The following is a 19,030-nucleotide window of genomic DNA, read 5'->3' on the forward strand; positions in this document are numbered from 1 at the left end:
GATGAACAAGGTGATGAAAGACATTCAAATCACGCAAGAAACGCGCATGGCGAATGCGATCCGTGCGCTTACGATGGATGCGGTGCAAAAGGCCAATTCGGGCCATCCCGGGATGCCGATGGGCATGGCCGATGTGGCAACCGTTCTGTTCAACCGCTTCATGAATATCGATCCCACCGCGCCGAAATGGCCCGACCGCGATCGCTTCGTTCTGTCGGCGGGTCACGGCTCGATGCTGATCTACGCGATCAACCATCTGCTGGGCTATGAAGATATGGGCATGGACCAGATCAAGGCGTTCCGCCAGCTGGGTTCGCGCACCGCTGGCCACCCGGAATACGGCCATGCCGAGGGGATCGAAGTGACCACCGGGCCGCTCGGTCAGGGTATCGCCACGGCGGTGGGGATGGCGATTGCCGAAAAGATGAAGAACGCGCGCTATGGCACTGATCTGGTGGATCATTTCACCTATGTCATTGCAGGCGACGGCTGCCTCATGGAAGGGATCAGCCACGAGGCGATCGACCTCGCGGGGCATCTCGAGCTCGGCAAGCTGATCGTGATGTGGGACGACAATTCGATCACCATCGACGGTGACACGGATCTGTCCACCTCGATGGACCAGAAGGCGCGTTTCGCGGCGGCTGGCTGGCACGTGCTCGAATGCGACGGTCATACGCCGACCGAGATCGCCGATGCGATCGAGGCCGCGCGTCAGGATCCGCGCCCCTCGATGATCGCCTGCCGCACCATCATCGGCTTCGGCGCACCGAACAAGCAAGGCGGTCACGATGTCCACGGCGCACCGCTGGGTGACGCGGAAATCGCCGCCGCGCGCAAGCAACTGCATTGGGATCACCCGCCCTTCGACATCCCTGCGGCGATTTACGACGAATGGGGCCGGATCGCGTCGCGAGGCGCGCGGGCGCGGGCGGAGTGGGAACAGCGGTTGAACACCGCAACCGCCCGCGCCGAATTCCTCGCCGCCGAAGAGGCCGACACCAGCCCTCTGACCGCCGCGATCGCCGCCTACAAGCGCAAGCTCTCGGAAGACAAGCCCAAGGTCGCGACCCGCAAGGCGAGCCAGATGGCGCTGGAAGTGGTCAACGCCACCCTGCCCTTCACCGTTGGCGGCTCGGCCGATCTGACCGGCTCGAACCTCACGAAATCCTCGGGCATGAAATCGATCACGCCCACCGATTTCACCGGTGATTACATCCATTACGGCATTCGCGAGCACGGCATGGCCGCCGCGATGAACGGCATCGTGCTCCATGGCGGGCTGCGGCCCTATGGCGGCACCTTCATGGCCTTCGCCGATTACTGCCGCCCCGCAATTCGTTTGTCGGCGCTGATGGGCGTGCCGACCTGCTATGTCATGACCCATGACTCGATCGGCCTCGGCGAGGACGGTCCCACCCATCAGCCGGTAGAGCATTTGGCCTCGCTCCGAGCCATTCCAAACTTGCTCATCCTCCGGCCGGCTGATGCGGTGGAGACCGCCGAGGCCTGGGAAATCGCCATGACCTCGACGGCCACGCCGACGATGATCGTGGCCTCGCGTCAGGGTCTGCCGACGGTTCGCACCGAACACACGGACGAGAACCTCACCGCCCGCGGCGCCTATCTGCTGCGCGCCCCCGAGGCCCGCGACGTGACGCTGATCGCGACCGGGTCCGAAGTCGAAATCGCGATGGCGGCAGCCGACCAGCTGGCCGAGCAAGGGATCAAGGCGGCGGTGGTCACCGCGCCGTGTTTCGAACTCTTCGAGAAACAGGACGCGGCGTATCGCGCCGAGGTTCTGGGCGATGCCCCGCGCGTCGGCTGCGAAGCGGCGATCCGCCAGGGCTGGGATCTCTTCCTGCGCCCCGAGGACCGCTTCGTGGGCATGACCGGTTTCGGGGCCTCGGCCCCTGCCCCGGCGCTCTACAAACACTTCAACATCACGTCCGAAGCGATTGTTTCGGATGCAAAAGAACTGATCTGAGGGACTAACGAGAATGACGGTTAAAGTTGCCATCAACGGGTTTGGACGTATCGGCCGCAACGTGCTGCGCGGGATCATTGAATCGGGTCGCACCGATATCGAGGTGATCGCGATCAACGATCTGGGCCCGGTCGAAACCAACGCCCATCTTCTGCAATTCGACAGCGTCCACGGCCGCTTCCCGCAAGAGGTCACGACCGGCGAGGACTGGATCGACGCGGGCCGCGGCAAGATCAAGGTCACCGCGATCCGCGACCCCAAGGAACTGCCCTGGGGCGACGTGGACATCGCGATGGAATGCACGGGCATCTTCACCGCGCGGGAGAAAGCGGCCTTCCACCTCGAGAACGGCTCGAAGCGCGTGCTGGTCTCCGCCCCGGCAGCCGGTGCCGACAAGACCATCGTCTTCGGCGTCAATGACGGTGCGCTGACCAAGGACGATCTGGTCGTCTCGAACGCGTCCTGCACCACGAACTGCCTCTCGCCGGTCGCCAAGGCGCTCAACGACGCGATCGGCATCTCGAAAGGCTTCATGACGACGATCCACAGCTATACCGGCGACCAGCCGACGCTCGATACGATGCATTCCGACATGTATCGCGCCCGCGCCGCCGCGCTGTCGATGATCCCGACCTCGACCGGCGCTGCGAAGGCCGTGGGTCTGGTTCTGCCGGAGCTCAATGGAAAGCTGGACGGTGTCGCGATCCGGGTGCCGACGCCGAATGTCTCCGTGGTCGATCTGGTCTTCGAGGCCGCGAAAGATACCACCGTCGAGGAAGTGAATGCAGCTATCCGCGCGGCCGCTGACGGCCCGATGAAGGGCATCCTCGGCTACACCGACAAACCCAATGTTTCCAGTGACTTCAACCACGACCCTCATTCATCGGTCTTCCACATGGACCAGACCAAGGTGATGGACGGCCGGATGGTGCGCATCCTCAGCTGGTACGACAACGAATGGGGCTTCTCCAACCGCATGGCCGACACCGCCGTCGCGATGGGAAAGCTCCTCTAACCGCGGTTCGAACCGTTTGGCCCACAACGTAAGGAACACCTGATATGGCATTGATTACGCTCAGACAACTGCTCGATCACGCCGCGGAATACGGCTACGGCGTGCCGGCGTTCAACATCAACAACATGGAACAGGGTATCGCCATCATGAAGGCGGCGGCGAAATGCGACGCCCCCGTCATCATGCAGGCCTCGCGCGGCGCGCGGAGTTATGCCGGCGACATCATGCTGCGCCACATGATCCAGGCGCTGTCGGAGATGTATCCCGATATCCCGCTGTGCATGCATCAGGACCACGGCAATAACGAGGCCACCTGCCTCACCGCGATCCGCCACGGCTTCACCTCCGTCATGATGGACGGTTCGCTGAAGGAAGACATGAAGACCCCCGCCGATTGGGACTACAATGTCGCGATCACCAAGCGCGTGGCCGACATGGCTCATTGGGTCGGCGCTTCGGTCGAGGGCGAGCTGGGCGTGCTCGGCAACCTCGAGACAGGCGAAGCGGCGGAGGAAGACGGCTCGGGCGCGGTTGGCAAACTCAGCCATGACCAGCTGCTGACCGATCCCGACGAGGCGCTCGATTTCGTCAAGCTGACCAAGGTCGATGCGCTGGCGATCGCCTGCGGCACCAGCCACGGCGCCTACAAGTTCTCGCGCAAGCCCACGGGCGACATCCTCGCGATCAGCCAGATCGAGAAGATCCACGCGAAGATTCCGAATGTTCACCTCGTGATGCACGGCTCGTCCAGCGTGCCGCAATATCTGCAGGACCTGATCAACGAGTCCGGCGGCGAGATGCCCCAGACCTACGGCGTCCCGGTCGAAGAGATCGAGCGCGGCATCAAGTCGGGCGTGCGCAAGGTGAACATCGACACCGACAACCGGATGGCGCTGACGGCTCAGTTCCGCAAGGTCGCGCAAGACAAGCCGACCGAGTTCGACCCGCGCAAATTCATGATCCCCGCGATGGAAGAGATGGAGAAGCTCTGCCTCGACCGCTTCCAGCGCTTCGGCACTGCCGGGAATGCCAGCAAGATCAAGGTGATCGACCTCGACGACATGGCCAAGCGCTATGCCGACGGATCGCTCGACCCGGTGATTTCGGCTGCAAAAGCCGCCTGACACAACCGCGATCCCGGCAGTCGAGCGCCCGGGGCCGCAGATATCGGATTTAGGGAGACAAGGAGACCCCGATGAACCAGCACGCAAATCCCGGTAAATACAGCGCCGGCGTCAAAGAGTACCGTGAAACCTACTGGGAGCCGAACTACACGCCGAAGGACAGCGACGTGCTCGCCGTCTTCAAGATCACGCCGCAGGCCGGCGTCCCGCGTGAGGAAGCCGCAGCCGCTGTCGCCGCGGAATCCTCGACCGGCACCTGGACCACCGTCTGGACCGACCTGCTGACCGATCTCGACTACTACAAGGGTCGCGCCTATGCGATCGAGGACGTACCGGGCGACGACGAGAGCTACTACGCTTTCATCGCCTACCCGATGGGCCTGTTCGAAGAGGGCTCGGTCGTCAACGTCTTCACCTCGCTCGTGGGCAACGTGTTCGGCTTCAAGGCCGTCCGTGCGCTGCGTCTGGAAGATGTGCGCTTCCCGCTGTGGTTCGTGACCACCTGCGACGGCCCGCCCCACGGCATTCAGGTCGAGCGCGACAAGCTCGACAAATACGGTCGCCCCTTCCTCGGCTGCACGATCAAGCCGAAGCTGGGTCTCTCGGCGAAGAACTACGGCCGGGCGGTCTATGAGGCGCTGCGGGGCGGTCTCGACTTCACCAAGGATGACGAGAACATCAACTCGCAGCCCTTCATGCGCTGGCGCGACCGTTTCGAGTTCTGTCAGGAAGCGATCGAGAAAGCCGAGCGCGAGACCGGCGAGCGCAAGGGCCACTACCTGAACGTCACCGCGCCGAACATCGAAGAAATGTATAAGCGCGCCGAGTTCGCCAAGGAGATCGGCTCGCCGATCATCATGTCGGACTACCTGACGATGGGCTGGGCGGCGCAGGCCTCGCTGAGCCGCTGGTGCCGCGATAACGGCATGCTGCTGCACGTGCACCGTGCGATGCATGGCGTGATCGACCGTCACCCCAAGCACGGCATCAACTTCCGCGTTCTCGCGAAGATGCTGCGCCTTCTTGGCGGCGACCACCTGCACTCGGGCACCGTCGTCGGCAAGCTCGAAGGCGACCGCGAAGCGACGCTCGGCTGGATCGACCTGATGCGCGACAAATACGTCAAGGAAGACCGCTCGCGCGGCATCTTCTTCGATCAGGACTGGGGCCAGATGCCGGGCGTGCTCCCGGTGGCCTCGGGCGGCATCCACGTGTGGCACATGCCCGCGCTGGTCAACATCTTCGGCGATGACAGCTGCCTTCAGTTCGGCGGCGGCACGCTGGGCCACCCCTGGGGCAACGCAGCCGGCGCAGCGGCAAACCGCGTCGCGGTCGAGGCCTGCGTCAAGGCACGCAACGAGGGCCGCGATCTCGAAAAGGAGTCGAAAGACATCATGACCTCGGCCGCCAAGCACTCGCCCGAACTCAAGATCGCCATGGAGACGTGGAAAGAGATCAAGTTCGAGTTCGACACCGTGGACAAGCTGGACGTGGCGCACCGCTAAGGCGCGCCCCTCCCACCAACGCCTGAGAAAGGACTGACACCATGAGTGAAATGCAAGATTACGGCTCGCGTATCTCGGACCCGAACAGCCGCAAGATGGGCACCTTCTCCTATCTGCCCCAGCTCAACGACGACGAGCTGCGCAAGCAGGTGGAGTACATCGTCTCGAAGGGCTGGAACCCGGCCATCGAGCATACCGAGCCCGAGAATATGCGGTCGAACTTCTGGTATATGTGGAAGCTGCCGATGTTCGGGGAAACCGATGTCGACGCGATCTTCCGCGAGATCGAGATGTGCAAGAAGGCGAACCCGGGCAACCACGTCCGCCTCGTCGGCTACGACAACTTCAAGCAGACGCAGGGCACCTCGATGGTGGTGCACCGCGCCGACATGTCGGCCTCTGCCTGATCTGACACGAGGGGCGGGCTGCCGATCGCGGCGGCCCGCCCTGCCCCATTTTTCCGGATTTTCCAGCGCGACGGAGAGCCACCCATGAGCGATATCGACCCAGACCAGTTCCGTGTGAAGACCGAGCCTTATTACCGGCCCGTCGGCAACGAGATCGAGCAATATGCCGCCGCGTATGACGTGCGGATGCCGGTGATGCTCAAGGGCCCCACGGGCTGCGGCAAGTCGCGTTTCGTCGAATATATGGCGTGGAAGCTGCAGCGCCCGCTGATCACCGTGGCCTGCAACGAGGACATGACCGCCTCCGACCTGATCGGGCGGTTCCTCTTGGATATCAACGGCACCAAGTGGCAAGACGGCCCGCTGACCGTGGCCGCGCGGATCGGCGCGATCTGCTATCTCGACGAGGTCGTCGAGGCCCGTCAGGACACCACCGTCGTGATCCACCCGCTGACCGACCACCGCCGCCAGCTCCCGCTGGAAAAGAAGGGCGAGCTGGTCGACGCCCATCCCGATTTTCAGGTCGTGATCTCGTATAACCCCGGCTACCAGTCGATGATGAAGGATCTCAAGCAATCGACCAAGCAGCGCTTCGGCGCGATGTCTTTCGACTACCCGCAGGCCGCGACGGAGGCCGAGATCGTCAGCCACGAGGCCGGGATCGACCTGAAGACCGCCGAGAAACTCGTGCAGGTGGCCGAACGCTCGCGCAACCTCAAGGGCCACGGGCTCGATGAGGGCATGTCGACGCGCCTCCTGGTCTATGCAGGCCAGCTGATCTCGCAAAACATTCCCGCGCCCGCCGCCTGCCAGATGGCGCTGGTGGAGCCGCTGACCGACGACGCGGATATGCGCGACACGTTGCAGGCGGCCGTCCAGACCTTCTTCCCCGAGATCACCGACAGTTCGAAGGTGGCGTAAGGAGCGCGTCCGATGAAGGTCGATCTCGACGATTACGCCGCCGATCTGATCAAATCCGCGCCGGAGCTGGAGGAGACCCTCGACGGGCTCTTCCACGAGGCGGCGCGGATGATGTCGCCCGCCGGCCTGAAAGATTACATGGACGGCGCAAAGGCGATGACCTCGCTCGGCAAGGGGCCGCGCCTGCTGACCTCCTATCTCGACGAGATGCCGCAGGTCGCCAAGGAATGCGGCGAGGACGTGATCCGCGATGTCGTGGGCGCGGTGCTGAAGCTGGCGTCGATGGTCTCGGGCGAGATTTTGGTGTTGATGCTCGACACGCTGCCCGGCGCCGCCAACCGCTTCGGTGACCCGGAACTACTGCGCGGCTATCTGGCGCTGTTGCACCGGCTGGCGGCCCGAGCGCCGCGGGGCCTGCGTCCGATGTTCGGCGTGCTCGAGGAACTCCTGAGCAAACTCACCCTCTCGGGCCTGCGCCGCTGGGTGGATTTCGGCGCCGAGGCCTATCGCCGCGACCTGCCCAAGCAGGCGGATTACTTCGGGCTGGTGAGCGAGGACAGCCGCGCGGTGCTCAAACAGGAACGCCGCGGCACGCTCTTCATCGATAGCCAGCGCCGGTTGAACTTCTACCTCCGCGCCTTCTGGGCCCGCGATTTCTTCCTGCGTCCCTCTGCCGCCGACTTCGAGGGGTTCCGCCCCTTCATTGAGGACGGCGCGCTGCATCTGCCCGATGCGGTGGACGGGATCAACGGCGCCTCCGGCCTCGATCTCTACCGCGCGATGTGCGCCCATATGGCGGCCCATATCGTCTATTCCGATCACGGGCTGGGGCAGGAAGCGCTGAACCCCGCGCAGATTTTCCTGATCGGGATGATCGAGGATGCCCGCGTCGAATATTGCGCGACGCAGGCCTTTCCGGGGCTGCGCGCGATGTTCGACCGGCTGATGCCGGACACGCCGCAAGGGCAGTACGAACACGAGACGATGTATCTGCTGGAAAAAGTCGCCCGCGCGCTCAACACGCCCGGCACCCGCACTGGCGATCTGGAGATCGACAATCTCGTCGAGACCTTCCACGGCGAGATCGCGGGCAATGCGCGCGAGACGATGTTCTCGTGGTCGCTGGGGGTCGAGCTGTTCAACCTGCTCGCGCAGCGCCGCGCGGTGCCGTCCCTGCGCATTCTCGAATCCCTGAAAATTCCGTATCGCGACGACAACCGCTTCATCTGGTCGCTCTCGGATTACGACTGGTCGAACCAGAACGCCTACCAGCCCGCGCAAGGTCAGGTGCGTAAGCGCGTGGGCCTGATGGAATTCGTCAACGAGGTCGATGTCGAGACCGCAGGTGACGATGCGCAGGAGGTCTGGGTGCTGTCGTCAGAGCTGTTCCCCTACGAGGATGAGGGCGTCAGCTATAACGAGATGGAGGGCAAGGCCCCGATCTCCGACCCGTTCCATTACGGCGAGTGGGATTACAAGGTGCAGCTGATGCGCCCCTCCTGGTCCACCGTGTACGAACACCGCCCGCCGATGGGCGACCCGGACGAGATCGACACGATCCTGACCGCACATCGCGGCATCCGGCACCGGATCAAGCAGATCGTGGACCGGCTGCGCCCGCAAGGCATCTCGCGCCAGCGGCGGCTGGAGGATGGCGACGAGCTGGATATCAATGCCGCCGTCGATGCGATGGTGATGCAGCGGATCGGAATGCAGCCCGACATGCGGATCACCATGCGCAACGTCATCAACCGGCGCGATCTGGCGGTCTGCATCCTGCTCGACCTGTCGGAAAGCACGAACGAGACCGTGCGCGGCTCGGACAAGACCGTGCTGGAGCTGACGCGCGAGGCCTCGGCGCTGGTGGCCTCGGCGATCGAAGGGATCGGCGACCCGTTCGCGATCCACGGCTTTTCCTCGGACGGTCGCCACGACGTGCAATATCAGCGTTTCAAGGATTTCGAGCAGAAGCTCGATTCCGAGGTCAAAGGCCGCCTCGCGGGCATGAACGGCGGGCTCTCGACCCGGATGGGCGCCGCGATGCGCCATGCCGCCCATCACCTGAGCCTGCGTCCCGAGGCGCATAAGCTGTTGCTGATAGTCACCGATGGCGAACCCGCCGATATCGACGAGCGCGACCCGCAATATCTGCGCATGGATGCCAAGAAGGCGGTTGCGGAACTCCAGCAGATCGGCATTAACAGCTATTGTCTGACGCTGGACCCCGAGGCCGACGCCTATGTGTCGCGCATCTTCGGAGCCAACAACTTCACCGTGATCGATCAGGTCGAGCGCCTGCCCGAGAAACTGCCGACCCTGTTCGCGCAACTGACGAAATGATCCCCGGAGGACCCCATGAGCTTTGACCGTTCCATCAAGATCGCGCCCTCGATCCTGTCGGCCGATTTCGCCAATTTCGGCGCCGAGATCCGCGCCATCGAAGATCAGGGGGCCGATTGGGTCCATATCGACGTGATGGACGGGCATTTCGTGCCGAACCTCACCTTCGGCCCGCCCGCCGTGAAAGCGTTCCGCCCGCATGTGAAAACCTTCATGGACGTCCACCTGATGATCGCGCCGGTCGACCCTTACATCGAGGCCTATGCCGAAGCGGGCGCCGATATGATCGTCGCGCATTGGGAGGCCGGTCCGCACCCGCACCGCACGCTGCAGGCGATCAAGGCGCAGGGCGTGAAATGCGGCATCTCGCTGAACCCCGGCACGCCAGCCAACGTGATCTCGGAACTGCTCGACCTCGTCGATATGGTTCTCGTGATGAGCGTGAACCCCGGCTTCGGCGGTCAGAAATTCATCCCCGGTAGCGTCAACAAGGTCCGCCAAGTGCGCGAAATGATTGGCGATCGGGACATCCACATTCAGGTGGATGGCGGGGTCGATCCGACCACGGTCGGCCCGCTGGTCGAGGCCGGTGCGGATTGCTTCGTCGCGGGCTCGGCCGTCTTCAAGGGCGGTTCGGTCGACAAACCCGAGGTCTATGGCGCGAATATGCGCGCGATCCGCGAAGCGGCTCAGGGCGCTCTCAAAGCGGCGCAATGACGGCCGGATCGGCGCAGGGCGGCGCGGTCGCATTCTTGTGATCTGATCGCTTGCCCTGCCGCCACCTCTCGTTCATATTCGTGGAATTGAATACCAGTAAGGGAGGACTGGCATGACTTTCACGCGACGCACCATTCTGCGCGGAGGGCTGGCGATGGGCGCCATGACCGCCCTTCCCCGGCTCAGCTTCGCCGCTCAGACCCTCGAAATGGGGTCGGCCCGGCTCGACACGCTGTCCGATGGCAATCTCGTCCTGCCGATCGGCTTCGTGAGCGACAATCCCGACGCCAAGCCGATCCTCGAGAGCTACGGCATCACCGGAGACTCGGTCGAACCGCCCTGCAACGTCACGCTCTATCGCGACGGGACCAACACGGTGCTGTTCGACGTGGGCTCGGGCAATGACTTCATGCCCTCGGCCGGCAAGCTGATGGAAGCGATGGTTGCGCTCGAAGTCGCGCCCGATGACGTGACCCATGTCGTCTTCACCCATGGCCACCCGGATCACCTCTGGGGTGTGCTCGACGATTTCGACGAGCCGTTCTTCGCCAACGCCCAGCACATGATGGGCAAGGACGAGTTCGAATATTGGCTGAATCCCGAGACGCTCGACACGATCGACGACGGTCGCAAGACCTTCGCGGCAGGCGCGCTGCGCCGCCTCGAAATCCTTGAAGATCAGATCGACACTTTCGGCGATGGCGAGGAAATCCTGCCCGGCATCATGGCGCAGATGACCCCCGGCCATACGCCCGGTCACATGTCCTTCCACATCAAGAACGGCAACACGCAGGCCTTCATCATCGGCGATGCGATCGTGAACCACTACCTCGCCTTCGCGGCGCCGGGCATGGAGGCGGGCTCGGATCAGAACCCGGAGCTGGGCGCAAAGACGCGCATGGCGCTGCTCGATCAGCTTGCGACCGATAAGCTGCCGATCATCGGCTATCACCTGCCCGAAGGCGGTCTGGGTCGGGTCGAGCGCGACGGCGACGCCTATCGCTACGTCGCGGAGGTGTGAACGTGAAAAAAATTATCCTGACCAGCGCCTTGGCGGCACTTCTTCATGTGAGCCCCGCGCTCGCCTCGGAGGACGTGCCGGACATGTATCCCGGCTCCGTGCTCTATTCGAAGCCCTATGAAGTGATCCCCGGCGTCTGGACTTCGATCGGGGCCACCGCGCCGCCGACCTATGAGAATTCGGGCCATAACAACAATCTCAGCTTCATCGTCACCGGCGATGGCGTAGTCGTGGTGAATTCCGGCGCGTCCTATCAACTCGCCAAGGCACTGCATGACGAGATCAAGGCGGTGACCGATCAGCCGGTGAAACTGGTGATCAACGAGAACGGTCAGGGCCATGCGATGCTCGGCAATAATTACTGGATCGAACAGGGTGTGCCGGTGCTCGCCCATGTCGATGCGGCGGCCGAGTTCGAGCATGACGCAGGCGGCGCTTTCGAGGCGCTGAAGAGCTACGGCAAGGAGACCGCCGAGGGCACCGATCCGAAGCTGCCCACCGAGACCTTTGAGGACAAACGCGTCATCGAGATGGGCGACATGACCATCGAAGTGATGCATCTCGGCCCCGCGCATAGCCCCGGCGACACGCAGGTCTGGCTGCCCGAACAGAAGTTCATGATCGCGGGCGATATCGCCTTCTCTGAACGAATGCCGCCGATCTTCTCGGGCACCTGCACGAGCTGCTGGATCGAGACCTTCGAGACCAAATTCGCACCGCTGGAGCCCGCCTTCATCATCCCCGGCCACGGCCACCCGACCAATCTCGACAAGGTCACGCGCGGCACGACGGGTTATCTGAAATACCTGCGCGGCAAGATCGGTGAGCATATCGACAATGGTGGCGATCTGGCCGAGGCCTACTACGTGGATCAAAGCCCCTACAAAAACCTCGACACGTTCGAGGAGCTGGCGACGAAGAACGCGGGCGTCGTCTACGAGGAAATGGAATTCGAATAGGAGGCCTCATGGCTGTCACACCCCCCGTCTGCGATTTCGGCTGGAAGGCTCCGGGCTTCACCCTGCCCGGCACCGATGGCAAGCAATACAGCTTCGATGACATCCGTGGCCCCAAGGGGACGCTCGTGATGTTCATCTGCAACCATTGCCCCTATGTCCAGTCGATCCTCGACCGCATCCTGCGCGATGCGGCGCAGTTGCAGAAAGCGGGGATCGGGGTCGTGGCGATCTCGGCCAACGATGTCGACGACTACCCTGAGGACAGTTTCGAGAACATGGCCAAACTGGCCGAGGAGAAGGGCTTCCCCTTCCCCTATCTCTATGACGAAAGCCAGGCGGTCGCGAAGGCTTACGGCGCCGCCTGCACCCCCGATTTCTTCGGCTTCAACGCCGAGGACGAACTGCAATACCGCGGGCGTCTCGATGCCTCGACCAAGCAGGCCGCTTCGGCAGATGCCAAGCGCGAGCTGTACGAGGGCATGATGATGGTCGTGGAAACCGGCGAAGGCCCGCGCGACCAGATCCCATCGATGGGCTGCTCGATCAAGTGGAAAGCCGCATGAGCGACGCCCCCTCCGTCATCTTCGACCTCGACGGGACGCTGATCGATTCCGTGCCCGCGATCCATGCCGTCTCGAATGCCGTGCTGACCGAGATGGGCTTCGAACCGCTCTCGCTACCGATGATCCGCAGCTTCGTCGGCAAGGGCGTGCCCAACCTCGTGCGCCAGTTGCTGATCACTTCGGGCGAAGATCCGGACGGGCCGCTTTTCGCCCGGGTGGAGCATGCCCTGATCGCGCGCTACGAGACGGACGTGGAGGGCAACGTGCCCTATCCCAACGTGATCGCCGCGCTCGACACGCTCAAGGAGATGGGCTGCCGGATGGCGGTGTGCACCAACAAGCCCTTCGCGCCCGCAGAGGCCGCTTTGCGCCATGTCGGTCTCTGGGAGTATTTCGAGTTGACGCTCGGCGGGGATTCCATGCCCACCCGCAAACCCGAGCCGCAGATGCTGCACCATTGCCATCAGGCGCTTGGCGGCGGCGCGATGATCTATGTCGGCGATAGCGAGGTCGATGCGGAGACGGCAGTGAACGCGCAGGCGCCCTTCGCGATCTATTCCGAGGGCTATCGCAAGACGCCGCTGACCGAAGTGCCCCATGACGTGGCCTTCTCGGATTGGGCGATGCTGCCCGGTCTGGTGGAGGGCTGGAAATGGTGAGCGCGCTGATCTTCGACGTCGACGGCACTTTGGCCGAGACCGAAGAAGCGCATCGCCGCGCCTTCAACGAGACCTTCGCGGCACGCGGTGTCGACTGGAACTGGTCGCAGGAAACGTACCGCGAACTTCTGAAGACCACCGGCGGCAAGGAGCGCATGGCGCGCCACCGCGAGGTCATGGGTTTCGGCCCCTCTGATGAAGAGATCGCCGATCTGCACAAGATCAAGACCCGGCGTTATGTCGAGATCATCACCGGCGGCGAGGTGCCGCTGCGCCCCGGTGTCGCGCGGCTGATCGCCAATGCCCGTGCCGCCGGGATGAAGCTCGCCATCGCCACGACCACCAACCGGCCCAATGTCGACGCGCTGATCCGCGCGACGCTGGGCGCCGATCCCGATCACCTGTTCGACGCGATTGCCGCCGGAGACGAGGTGGAGACCAAGAAACCCGCGCCGGACGTGTTCGAGCTGGCGCTGAACCGGTTGCATCTGCCGCCCGAGGCCTGCATCGCTTTCGAGGATAGCGAAATGGGTCTACAATCGGCGCAAGGAGCCGGGCTGCGCGTACTGATAACTCCTTCGGCCTATACCGACGGGGGCGATTTTTCGACCGCGGAGTGGGTTCTTCCCGACCTCTCGCATCCCTTACCGCCCGAGATCACGGAAGGGCTGGGACAGAGTGCCGCAATTTCATAAGATTATCCCCGGCACTATCTGCTGGGCAGGTTAACGGAGGCCGCCATGATCAAACCTGACGTCAAAGCGTTTTTCGACACCGCGACTTTCACCGTCTCTTACGTGGTGAAAGATCCGGGCAGCAAATCCTGCGCCGTCGTCGATAGCGTGCTCGATTTCGACTACTCCTCGGGCCGGACGGATACCAAATCCGCCGACGAGGTCATCGCCTATGTGCAGGAAAACGGTCTTGAGGTGGAATGGATCCTCGAGAGCCACGTCCATGCCGACCACCTCTCCGCCGCGCCCTATATCCAGGAGCGCGTCGGCGGCAAGATCGGTATCGGCGACCGCATTCAGGTCGTGCAGGACACGTTCGGCAAGATCTTCAACGAAGGCACCGAATTCCAGCGCGACGGCTCGCAGTTCGACAAGCTCTTCAAGGAAGGCGACACGTTCACCGTGGGCGCGCTGGAAGGCCGCGTTCTGCACACGCCGGGCCACACGCCCGCCTGCCTCACCTACGTAGTCGGCGATGCGGCCTTCGTGGGCGATACGCTCTTCATGCCCGATTTCGGCACCGCGCGCTGCGACTTCCCCGGGGGGTCGGCAGAAACGCTCTATTCCTCGATCCAGAAGATCCTCACGCTACCCGACGAAACCCGCATCTTCGTGGGCCACGACTACAAAGCGCCGGGCCGCGACGAATACGCGTGGGAAACCAACGTCGCCGAGGAAAAGGCCCGCAACATCCATATCGGCGGCGGCAAGTCCGAGGCCGAGTTCGTCAAGATGCGGACCGAGCGCGACGCGACGCTCGCGATGCCGAAGCTGATCATCCCCTCGCTGCAGGTGAACATGCGCGCGGGCCAGATGCCGCCCGCCGATGACGAGGGCAAGACCTATCTCAAGGTTCCGGTGAACGGCCTCTGAGACCATAAGCGAGCGGGCGGGCATGACCCGCCCGTCTCCATCTAAAGGCAGGATAACAGGACAGATTATGGAACTGCGCAAACTTACCGACGAGTTTTCCGTCGCCCCGCAGATCGAGCCCGAGGACGTGCCGAAGCTCGCGGAAATGGGCTTTCGCACGCTGATCATCAATCGCCCCGACGAAGAGATCGAGGATGCGGATCAACGCTCGGACGCAATCGCGGCGCTGTGCCAGTCGCATGGCCTCACCCCCTATTACCTTCCCTATTATCCCGGCGAACTGAGCCTGGAACTGGTCGACGATTTCGCGACGATCATGGATGCCGCGGAGAAGCCCGCCTTGGGCTATTGCCGCTCGGGCACGCGCTCGTCGCATCTGTGGGGGGTGAGCCAAGCGGGCGAAATGGAGATCGACAAGATCGTCGCCACGGCGGCCGAGGCGGGCTATGACCATTCCTCGCTGGTGCCGGTGATGCAGTATTACGCCAGCCGCCGCGATCAGGCCTGATCCGCGCCTAATCCGAAGACCGAGATGCTCAAACGCTACCTGCCGATCCTCAGCTGGGGGCGCGATTACGATCGCCCGACCTTCGAGGCCGACCTGATCGCGGCTGTGATTGTGACGATCATGCTGATCCCGCAATCGCTGGCCTATTCGCTGCTGGCTGGCATGCCGCCGGAATACGGGCTTTATGCCTCGGTGCTGCCACTCTTGATCTACGCGGTCTTCGGCACCTCGCGGCCTCTGGCCGTGGGGCCTGTCGCGGTGATCTCGTTGATGACGGCTGCCGCGGTGGGCAAGGTTGCGGCACAGGGCACGCCCGAATATATCGCCGCCGCCGTGGCGCTGGCCTTCCTGTCGGGCGTGATGCTGGTGATCATGGGTTTCCTGCGGATGGGCTTCATCACGGCCTTTCTCAGCCATCCGGTTCTGTCGGGCTTCACCTCCGCCGTGGGCATCCTGATCGCTGCGGGTCAGATGAAGCATTTCTTCGGCATTCAGGGCGAAAGCGGCGGCATTTTCGACATTCTCGGCGGGCTCTGGGCGCATCTCGGCCAGACCAACGGCTACACGGTCGTCATTTCGATCCTGTCGCTGGTCTTCCTGTTCTGGGCGCGGCGCGGGTTGAAGCCGCGCCTGCTGAAGGCGGGGCTGTCCGAGCGGCTCGCGGCGATCCTGACCCGCGCGGCCCCCGTCTATGCCGTGGCCGCGACCATTCTGATCACCTGGCTTTTCGGGCTGGAGGGGCGTGGCGTTCGCGTGGTGGGCACCGTGCCGCTGGGCTTCCCGACGCCGAGCCTTCCGCCCGCCGATCTCGCGCTCTGGAAGGAACTCTTCGTCCCCGCGCTGCTGATCGCGATCATCGGCTATGTCGAGACGATCTCCGTCGCCCAGACACTGGCCGCGAAAAAGCGTCAGCGCATCGACCCCGATCAGGAATTCATCGCATTGGGCGGCGCCTCCATCGGCTCCGCGATCTCAGGGTCCTTCCCGATCACGGGCGGGTTTGCGCGCTCCGTCGTCAGCTTCGAGGCCGGCGCCACAACGCCCGCCGCCGGGGCCTTCACCGCAATCGGTGTGGCGCTCGCGACCTTCACCCTGACCCCTGCCCTCTATTACCTGCCACAAGCGACGCTCGCGGCCACGATCTTCGTCTCGGTGCTGACGCTGGTCGACACCAAAGCGCTTAAGCGCACGTTCAAATACGCACCGCGCGAAGGCATCGGCATGGCGCTGACCGTGCTGGTCACGCTGATCTGGGGCGTCGAGGACGGCATCGCCTTCGGCGTCATCCTCTCGATCGCGCTTCGGCTGTGGGCCAGTTCGCGCCCTCATGTGGCTGAGCTGGGTCAGGTTCCCGGCACCGAGCATTTCCGCAATGTTCAACGCCACCGCGTAAGCTGCGCGCCGGGCATCCTCAGCCTGCGCATCGACGAGAGCCTGTGGTTCCCGAATGCCCGCTTCGTCGAGGAGATGATCTACGACCGCATCGCCAGTGACGAGACGATCAAGCATGTCGTGCTGAACTGCCCTGCGATCAACCATATCGACATGTCCGCGCTCGAGGCGCTGGAAGAGGTGAACGACCAGCTCAACGATGCGGGCGTGCGGCTGCACCTGTCCGAAGTGAAGGGTCCGGTGATGGACCGGCTCACGCGTTCGGACCTGATCACGCATCTGACCGGGCAGATCTACCTCACCCATTACGATGCGCTCGCGACCCTTGCCCCCGAGACCACCCAAGGTTGCGCGCACGAGAGCCGCATCGAGACCCATCGCTAAAGCGTTTCACCACCTAGATCGGCGCCCATGCGGGTTGCCATAACGCCCGAAAAATAAGACATTCGGATAGATCATCCGGAGCGGAGAAAATCGCGCGCCGGAATAGTAGTAACGATCTACGCGACCTACCGAAATGTGAGGTGAAACGCGATGTTATCCTTTTGCGAGGCAGTCTTACGCGCGAAATCCGTGCAAGAGATCTGGACGCGTCATTGCCAGGAAATGGAACGCTACGGGTTCCATCGTTTGATCTATGGCTTCACAAGCTTCCGAAAGGGCAACAATTTCGGCCACGAAGACGATTTGTTGATCCTATCGAACCACCCGAAGGAATATCTCGATATTTTTGTCGGGGAGGGAAAATACCGCAACGCCCCGATGGTCCAGTGGGCGGCGCAGAACGACGGACCCTGCTCGTGGCGCGTGGTGGCAGACCGTGCGATGCGGGGCGAGCTCACTCCGGGCGAAATCGAAGTCATCGAAATCAACCACCGCTTCGGAATCCGTACGGGCTACTCGATCGGCTTTTCCGATCCGCTCTCCTATGCGCGCGGTGCGATCGGCCTCGTGGGGCGGCCGGGGTTGAGCCAGGACGAGATCGACCGGATCTGGCGCGACAACGAGCGCGAATTGATGGTGATGAACAGCCTCGTACATCTGCGCATCTCCACCATGCCCTATTCCACGGGCCGCCGCCCGCTGACGGATCGGCAACGTGAAGTGCTCGAATGGGTGGCCGAGGGGAAAACGACCGCCGATATCGCGATCATCATGGGGCTGACGCCGTCTACGGTGGAAAAGCATCTGCGGCTTGCGCGAGAAGCGCTCGATGTCGACACCACTGCGCAGGCGGTGATGAAAGCGTCGGTGCAAAAACAGATCTTCCTCAACACTTCGCATACGGCCGCCGCACGTTAAGTTCGCCGCGCAACACTCTGCTATAATACGAAAAACGCCGCCCCGATCCGGGCGGCGTTTTCCGATTTCAAAGAAGAGGCGCGGGCTTAGTTGCCAGCTGCGGTCTTCGCAACTTCGGCGGCGAAATCTTCTTCTTTCTTCTCGATGCCTTCGCCGACTTCCATCCGGACGAAGCCGGTGATTTCGACGCCAGCTTCTTTCGCAGCCTGACCGACGGTGAGGTCGGGGTTGACGACGAATTGCTGGTTCAGCAGCGTGACTTCCGCGGTGAATTTCTTCATGCGGCCTTCGATCATCTTCTCGATCACCTGCTCGGGCTTGCCCGATTCACGTGCGATGTCGATCTGAACTTGCTTTTCCTTCTCGAGGACCGAGGGGTCGAGATCGGCTTCGGACAGCGCGGCCGGGTTGGTCGCGGCGATATGCATCGCGATCTGCTTGCCGATGCCGTTGTCGGCGCCGTTCAGCGCGACGAGCACACCGATCTTGCCCATACCGTCGGCAGCAGCGTTGTGCACGTAATGCACCAGCGTGTCGCCTTCGAGGATGTGCATGCGGCGCAGGTTCATGTTCTCGCCGATACGCGCGATGGCGTCGGTGATCACGTCTTCGACCTTCTTGCCGTTGAGATGCGCAGCCTTGACGACCTCGACATCTTCACCGGTTTCCAGCGCGACTTCCGCGATGTCCGAGACGAGCTTCTGGAAATCGGCGTTCTTCGCGACGAAGTCGGTTTCCGAGTTCATCTCGATCGCGACGCCCTTGCCGTTGTTCACGGCGACAGCGACGAGACCTTCAGCCGCGACGCGGCCGGATTTCTTCGCGGCTTTCGCGAGGCCCTTGGTGCGCAGCCAGTCAACGGCGGCGTCCATGTCGCCATCGGTCTCGGTCAGCGCTTTTTTCGCGTCCATCATGCCTGCGCCGGTTGCTTCGCGCAGTTCCTTCACCTGAGCGGCGGTAATCGCCATGGTCGGATCTCCTTCAAGAACTCTGCGAGGGCGGG

At 63.0% G+C, this 19,030-nt stretch carries 18 protein-coding genes; 17 read left to right on the forward strand and 1 reads right to left on the reverse strand.

Annotated elements, in window-relative coordinates; all coding sequences use genetic code 11:
• Positions 1-13 precede the first annotated feature (13 nt).
• From tkt to ACZ7GB_RS12730, 17 genes are all read left to right on the forward strand, one after another.
• The gene (tkt, locus tag ACZ7GB_RS12650) at positions 14-1,987 is read left to right on the forward strand and encodes a transketolase (protein WP_472158958.1); all 1,974 of its coding nucleotides are present in this window, start codon (positions 14-16) and stop codon (positions 1,985-1,987) included.
• Positions 1,988-2,000: 13 nt separating this feature from the next.
• Positions 2,001-3,002 (forward strand): type I glyceraldehyde-3-phosphate dehydrogenase, encoded by a 1,002-nt coding sequence (gene gap, locus ACZ7GB_RS12655; RefSeq protein ID WP_078601427.1) that lies wholly within the window; start codon positions 2,001-2,003, stop codon positions 3,000-3,002.
• Between the two features lie 44 nt (positions 3,003-3,046).
• A complete protein-coding gene (gene fba, locus ACZ7GB_RS12660) occupies positions 3,047-4,126 on the forward strand; it encodes a class II fructose-bisphosphate aldolase (protein WP_078540936.1) in 1,080 nt (359 codons plus the stop codon).
• Between the two features lie 71 nt (positions 4,127-4,197).
• Positions 4,198-5,631 carry a form I ribulose bisphosphate carboxylase large subunit gene (locus tag ACZ7GB_RS12665; RefSeq protein WP_078540934.1) on the forward strand — a complete coding sequence of 478 codons (1,434 nt, stop codon included), beginning with the start codon at positions 4,198-4,200 and terminating at the stop codon, positions 5,629-5,631.
• A gap of 41 nt (positions 5,632-5,672) precedes the next feature.
• The gene (locus ACZ7GB_RS12670; protein WP_078520682.1) at positions 5,673-6,038 is read left to right on the forward strand and encodes a ribulose bisphosphate carboxylase small subunit; all 366 of its coding nucleotides are present in this window, start codon (positions 5,673-5,675) and stop codon (positions 6,036-6,038) included.
• 84 nt (positions 6,039-6,122) lie between these two features.
• The gene (locus ACZ7GB_RS12675) at positions 6,123-6,959 is read left to right on the forward strand and encodes a CbbQ/NirQ/NorQ/GpvN family protein (RefSeq protein ID WP_134332541.1); all 837 of its coding nucleotides are present in this window, start codon (positions 6,123-6,125) and stop codon (positions 6,957-6,959) included.
• Positions 6,960-6,971: 12 nt separating this feature from the next.
• On the forward strand, positions 6,972-9,299 hold the full coding sequence (locus ACZ7GB_RS12680; protein WP_472158959.1) for a nitric oxide reductase activation protein NorD: 2,328 nt from the start codon (positions 6,972-6,974) through the stop codon (positions 9,297-9,299).
• Positions 9,300-9,314: 15 nt separating this feature from the next.
• Positions 9,315-10,016, forward strand: coding sequence for a ribulose-phosphate 3-epimerase (gene rpe, locus ACZ7GB_RS12685; RefSeq protein WP_472158961.1), 702 nt, complete (start codon positions 9,315-9,317; stop codon positions 10,014-10,016).
• A gap of 112 nt (positions 10,017-10,128) precedes the next feature.
• The gene (locus tag ACZ7GB_RS12690; RefSeq protein ID WP_472158962.1) at positions 10,129-11,037 is read left to right on the forward strand and encodes an MBL fold metallo-hydrolase; all 909 of its coding nucleotides are present in this window, start codon (positions 10,129-10,131) and stop codon (positions 11,035-11,037) included.
• A gap of 2 nt (positions 11,038-11,039) precedes the next feature.
• The gene (locus ACZ7GB_RS12695) at positions 11,040-11,996 is read left to right on the forward strand and encodes an MBL fold metallo-hydrolase (protein WP_472158964.1); all 957 of its coding nucleotides are present in this window, start codon (positions 11,040-11,042) and stop codon (positions 11,994-11,996) included.
• A gap of 8 nt (positions 11,997-12,004) precedes the next feature.
• Complete coding sequence (locus tag ACZ7GB_RS12700) at positions 12,005-12,559, forward strand: thioredoxin family protein (RefSeq protein WP_472158965.1); 555 nt, start codon at positions 12,005-12,007, stop codon at positions 12,557-12,559.
• Complete coding sequence (locus ACZ7GB_RS12705) at positions 12,556-13,218, forward strand: phosphoglycolate phosphatase (protein ID WP_078520689.1); 663 nt, start codon at positions 12,556-12,558, stop codon at positions 13,216-13,218. Before ACZ7GB_RS12700 ends, ACZ7GB_RS12705 begins: the two co-directional genes overlap by 4 nt.
• The gene (locus ACZ7GB_RS12710) at positions 13,212-13,913 is read left to right on the forward strand and encodes an HAD family hydrolase (RefSeq protein WP_472158967.1); all 702 of its coding nucleotides are present in this window, start codon (positions 13,212-13,214) and stop codon (positions 13,911-13,913) included. The genes ACZ7GB_RS12705 and ACZ7GB_RS12710 overlap by 7 nt, the downstream gene beginning before the upstream one ends.
• Positions 13,914-13,961: 48 nt before the next feature.
• Positions 13,962-14,825 (forward strand): MBL fold metallo-hydrolase, encoded by an 864-nt coding sequence (locus tag ACZ7GB_RS12715; protein WP_472159102.1) that lies wholly within the window; start codon positions 13,962-13,964, stop codon positions 14,823-14,825.
• A 67-nt stretch (positions 14,826-14,892) separates the two neighbouring features.
• Positions 14,893-15,333 carry a protein tyrosine phosphatase family protein gene (locus ACZ7GB_RS12720; protein ID WP_083076851.1) on the forward strand — a complete coding sequence of 147 codons (441 nt, stop codon included), beginning with the start codon at positions 14,893-14,895 and terminating at the stop codon, positions 15,331-15,333.
• Positions 15,334-15,357: 24 nt separating this feature from the next.
• Entirely contained in the window at positions 15,358-17,109 is a 1,752-nt protein-coding gene (locus ACZ7GB_RS12725) for a SulP family inorganic anion transporter (protein ID WP_472158968.1), read from the forward strand.
• A 189-nt stretch (positions 17,110-17,298) separates the two neighbouring features.
• Positions 17,299-18,027, forward strand: coding sequence for a helix-turn-helix transcriptional regulator (locus ACZ7GB_RS12730; RefSeq protein ID WP_472158970.1), 729 nt, complete (start codon positions 17,299-17,301; stop codon positions 18,025-18,027).
• Between the two features lie 86 nt (positions 18,028-18,113).
• Here ACZ7GB_RS12730 and tsf read toward each other — a convergent pair whose 3' ends face one another.
• Entirely contained in the window at positions 18,114-18,995 is an 882-nt protein-coding gene (gene tsf, locus ACZ7GB_RS12735; protein WP_134332553.1) for a translation elongation factor Ts, read from the reverse strand.
• Between the last annotated feature and the right edge of the window lie 35 nt (positions 18,996-19,030).

Source organism: Thioclava sp. PTB-PU3-1 (assembly GCF_055666785.1).

What these genes read in the sequence shown, in the direction of transcription:
- tkt (WP_472158958.1), top strand. Translation starts at nt 14, where the DNA reads ATGAAAGACATTCAAATCACGCAAGAAACGCGCATGGCGAATGCGATC.
- gap (WP_078601427.1), top strand. Translation starts at nt 2,001, where the DNA reads ATGACGGTTAAAGTTGCCATCAACGGGTTTGGACGTATCGGCCGCAAC.
- fba (WP_078540936.1), top strand. Translation starts at nt 3,047, where the DNA reads ATGGCATTGATTACGCTCAGACAACTGCTCGATCACGCCGCGGAATAC.
- ACZ7GB_RS12665 (WP_078540934.1), top strand. Translation starts at nt 4,198, where the DNA reads ATGAACCAGCACGCAAATCCCGGTAAATACAGCGCCGGCGTCAAAGAG.
- ACZ7GB_RS12670 (WP_078520682.1), top strand. Translation starts at nt 5,673, where the DNA reads ATGAGTGAAATGCAAGATTACGGCTCGCGTATCTCGGACCCGAACAGC.
- ACZ7GB_RS12675 (WP_134332541.1), top strand. Translation starts at nt 6,123, where the DNA reads ATGAGCGATATCGACCCAGACCAGTTCCGTGTGAAGACCGAGCCTTAT.
- ACZ7GB_RS12680 (WP_472158959.1), top strand. Translation starts at nt 6,972, where the DNA reads ATGAAGGTCGATCTCGACGATTACGCCGCCGATCTGATCAAATCCGCG.
- rpe (WP_472158961.1), top strand. Translation starts at nt 9,315, where the DNA reads ATGAGCTTTGACCGTTCCATCAAGATCGCGCCCTCGATCCTGTCGGCC.
- ACZ7GB_RS12690 (WP_472158962.1), top strand. Translation starts at nt 10,129, where the DNA reads ATGACTTTCACGCGACGCACCATTCTGCGCGGAGGGCTGGCGATGGGC.
- ACZ7GB_RS12700 (WP_472158965.1), top strand. Translation starts at nt 12,005, where the DNA reads ATGGCTGTCACACCCCCCGTCTGCGATTTCGGCTGGAAGGCTCCGGGC.
- ACZ7GB_RS12705 (WP_078520689.1), top strand. Translation starts at nt 12,556, where the DNA reads ATGAGCGACGCCCCCTCCGTCATCTTCGACCTCGACGGGACGCTGATC.
- ACZ7GB_RS12710 (WP_472158967.1), top strand. Translation starts at nt 13,212, where the DNA reads ATGGTGAGCGCGCTGATCTTCGACGTCGACGGCACTTTGGCCGAGACC.
- ACZ7GB_RS12720 (WP_083076851.1), top strand. Translation starts at nt 14,893, where the DNA reads ATGGAACTGCGCAAACTTACCGACGAGTTTTCCGTCGCCCCGCAGATC.
- ACZ7GB_RS12725 (WP_472158968.1), top strand. Translation starts at nt 15,358, where the DNA reads ATGCTCAAACGCTACCTGCCGATCCTCAGCTGGGGGCGCGATTACGAT.
- tsf (WP_134332553.1), bottom strand. Translation starts at nt 18,995, where the DNA reads ATGGCGATTACCGCCGCTCAGGTGAAGGAACTGCGCGAAGCAACCGGC.